Source organism: Streptomyces sp. NPDC005574, from assembly GCF_040605435.1.
Classification (GTDB): Bacteria; Actinomycetota; Actinomycetes; order Streptomycetales; family Streptomycetaceae; genus Streptomyces.
In genome coordinates this window covers 1-2,854 of sequence record NZ_JBEXCW010000240.1, presented here as the reverse complement: position 1 = coordinate 2,854, position 2,854 = coordinate 1, and the positions used below count along the sequence as shown (strand labels likewise).

At 67.3% G+C, this 2,854-nt stretch carries 5 protein-coding genes; 4 read left to right on the top strand and 1 reads right to left on the bottom strand.

The annotated features are described in order from the left end of the window. The first annotated feature begins 234 nt into the window (after positions 1 to 234). From ABZT03_RS43595 to ABZT03_RS43585, 3 genes are all read left to right on the top strand, one after another. Positions 235 to 591 (top strand): hypothetical protein, encoded by a 357-nt coding sequence (locus ABZT03_RS43595; protein WP_356049786.1) that lies wholly within the window; start codon positions 235 to 237, stop codon positions 589 to 591. 24 nt (positions 592 to 615) lie between these two features. Further along, positions 616 to 918 carry an STAS domain-containing protein gene (locus ABZT03_RS43590; protein WP_356049785.1) on the top strand — a complete coding sequence of 101 codons (303 nt, stop codon included), beginning with the start codon at positions 616 to 618 and terminating at the stop codon, positions 916 to 918. A gap of 195 nt (positions 919 to 1,113) precedes the next feature. Beyond that, on the top strand, positions 1,114 to 1,509 hold the full coding sequence (locus ABZT03_RS43585; RefSeq protein WP_356049783.1) for a hypothetical protein: 396 nt from the start codon (positions 1,114 to 1,116) through the stop codon (positions 1,507 to 1,509). Between the two features lie 193 nt (positions 1,510 to 1,702). Here the strand turns inward: ABZT03_RS43585 and ABZT03_RS43580 are convergent, their stop codons facing one another. Continuing rightward, entirely contained in the window at positions 1,703 to 2,179 is a 477-nt protein-coding gene (locus ABZT03_RS43580) for an ATP-binding protein (RefSeq protein ID WP_356049781.1), read from the bottom strand. Between the two features lie 157 nt (positions 2,180 to 2,336). Between ABZT03_RS43580 and ABZT03_RS43575 the strand changes: the two genes are divergently transcribed. After that, positions 2,337 to 2,693: an STAS domain-containing protein gene (locus ABZT03_RS43575; protein ID WP_356049779.1), complete on the top strand. Its 357-nt coding sequence runs from the start codon at positions 2,337 to 2,339 to the stop codon at positions 2,691 to 2,693. Positions 2,694 to 2,854: the final 161 nt, after the last annotated feature.

Here is a 2,854-nt window from a genome sequence, read left to right as displayed (position 1 = left end):
TACGGCGCCTGATCACCCGTCTCACCCACCGCCGGCCGACGCCGGTCGACCACATCCTGCACTGGTCGACATGGCGCCGCAGACGCCAACACCAAGCCCGCCACAGTCACTACAAACGACGCGGACACAGTCCCTGAAAACTGCCCAGCACTCAGAACAAATACCGTTGCAGTACTAAGCCGTGGACAGCAGCTTCTCGCCGAACTGGACTTGGACGAGGTGTGGCTCAGGTTCGTGCGCTTCGGCTCCCAGCGCTTCGACACCGCGGACACGCCAGACGCCGATGGCCTTCTCTTCCAGTACGGGACTCACGCCTTCGAGGGACCGCCCGTCTTCACGCTGGACCTGGCCCGGCAGTTCGAGATCAACGATGCTTCTGGCGAGCATGATCATTACATTCAGCTCCACTGCGAACTTCGGTACGAGCCCGTCCCCCAACTTCGGGCGCTGAGGCACTTCGAGACCTGGTTCTTCCACGACACAGACGACGAACTCGACGCCTGGGCCGACAGCCTTGGCCGCCAGGAATTCTGGCCGATCGTCCGCACCTTCCACCCCCAGGAAATCCGGGTCTACCAAGAGCAGGCGTGATCACAGCCGCGAGCGACCTGCCTTGTGACACTCCGCGACCGCACCCCAAGATCTGTGCCAGAGCCCAACCGTCACCTACGAAGCCAGTCCATCGTGCTGAATCTGTCCGGTGTGACGTTCTGCGACTCAGGCGGCCTCAATGCCCTGCTCCTGGCCCAGCAGCAGGCGGACCAGCACGGGGCGGAGATTGCCGTGGCGTGCGTGCCGGCGCAGCCGCGGCGCGTCTTGCAAATGACCGGAGCAGATCAGATTCTGCCGGTCCATGACACCGTCACCGAGGCCGAAGCTCTGCGCCACTGCACTGACCGTCCGGACGCCCGAGGGTGAGACGGGCCGGCTCGGCAGCGCCCGTCGCGCAGCGCACCTGGTGGGCGGCCGCCTCCCCGGGGCGTGTGCGGCAGCCGCGTCTGCCGCACGGATTCGAGCCGTCAGGGGGCGAGCGCCTGCTGAAGACCTCCGCCGCCTTGGCACGGCAGGTCGACATCTGTGATGAATCAGCCGGTTCCTGGCACGATGCACGGTATGCAGCCGCTACCGAGCCCGTGCCCGGGCCATCTGATCCCGGACGTCAGCGACGGCTTCGACGCTGCGTATCGGGCGGCCAGGGCGGAGCGTGCGGTGTTCGTCGCCATCGAACATGAAGGCCAGCAGTGGACGGTGAAAGCGGACGCGCTGACCGCCGGCCCGGGCCACGCCGTCGATAAGGCGGTGTACGAGGCCCTGCGGGCCGCCGTCGTGCGGTTGGTCCAGGAGCGGGAGACCGGCCCGGACGCCTACGCGGGCCCGGTGTACTTCATGCTGCACGGCGTGCCGAGCCAACAGCGGGCCCGTGAACTGGCCGCCGCCTTCCACGCCGCCCTCTACGGCGACCTGGAGCCGCTACACCGCGCCGTGCCCGAGCCCAACCGGGACGCGTAGCCGCACGAAGAAAGCCAGGGGCCTTGCACTGCCTGCCGGTCCGAAGATCGTGGAGGCCTCACCCGAATGTCCGCGTACTCATCTCACGCGTACGCCGACACCGAAGCGATGTACCGCCTGTCAGATGACGTACACACACCACCGGAGCGAGACCCTGGTGGCGTGCCGGGACGGCCCAGCGGCGGGGATGAGGTCAAACGGCGGTGCGGGCGGCCATGCTGCCGTTGGGATCGTCGGCGAGAGCGATCAATACCGTGACGCGCTTGCCGACCGGTTCCCGGCGCACCTGATAGGCCTGACTGAGTGCGAGGGTGATCTCCAAGCCGTGGCCGCCCAACCGTTCGGGGTCGGTGGCGGCGACATCCGGCAGGACCGGGTCGCCGTCCCACACCGAAACACGCACCGCACCGTCATCCACCTGCAGATCGAGCGCCACGGAGCCGGGTGCGTACTTGACCGCGTTGGCCACCAGTTCACTGACCACCAACTGCGTCACGCCCAGCGCCCGCTCAGACACCGGCACACCGTGCACGGACCGCACCGCGGTGAGGAAGCTGACGGCCAGGTGCCGCGCGTCGCCGATACAGGAGGAGTCGCCGTCGTAAGCGACCGACGCCGACAACGTACTGCCCCCTACTTTCCGTTCCTCGTCCCCCGTGGTCTGCTGCATACGCCCCGTCCCACCTCATATGATCACTACAAGAGCTTCACGCAGTCCGCTGCATTGCACCACTGACCCGCTGCCGCACGCCGGACGAGTGCCCACACGGCACGAGTGCCCACACGGCACGAGTGCCCACCTCGCAGGGAAAGGACCGGTAGACGGTATGAGCCAGACCCGTCTGACCGTCTCCGAGCGCACCACACCCGACGGCGTGCGCATCCTCACTCCGGCCGGGAAGATCGACTACAACACGACCGACATCCTCCACAGGGCGCTCACCGCACACGACGATCCCGACGGGTGCACCGTCATCGACTTCCACGGCGTCACCTTCATGGACTCCAGCGGCATCAACGTCCTGGTCGCCGCGAACAACGCCGCCCGCGCCGGCAACGGCTGGCTACGCCTGGCCCACACCCCCGCCCCCATCGTCGAGGTCCTGCACATCGTCGGCCTCGACGACGTCCTGCCCCTGTACGCCACCCTCGAAGACGCCCTCGCACCCCAATCCACCACCTGACCCCCTCCCGCTACCTGACCTCGCTGGTCGGCATGCTGGTGGTCAGCAAGCGCCTGCGCCGCAAGGGGAGCGTGTCTGAAAGATCGTGTAAGTCCGTGATGTGGAAGTCTGGCCCGGGGCTCGGCCTCGGGCTCTCGGGCCGGGCGGATCGGACGAGTCAT

What these genes read in the sequence shown, in the direction of transcription:
- ABZT03_RS43585 (WP_356049783.1), top strand. Translation starts at nt 1,114, where the DNA reads ATGCAGCCGCTACCGAGCCCGTGCCCGGGCCATCTGATCCCGGACGTC.
- ABZT03_RS43575 (WP_356049779.1), top strand. Translation starts at nt 2,337, where the DNA reads ATGAGCCAGACCCGTCTGACCGTCTCCGAGCGCACCACACCCGACGGC.
- ABZT03_RS43580 (WP_356049781.1), bottom strand. Translation starts at nt 2,179, where the DNA reads ATGCAGCAGACCACGGGGGACGAGGAACGGAAAGTAGGGGGCAGTACG.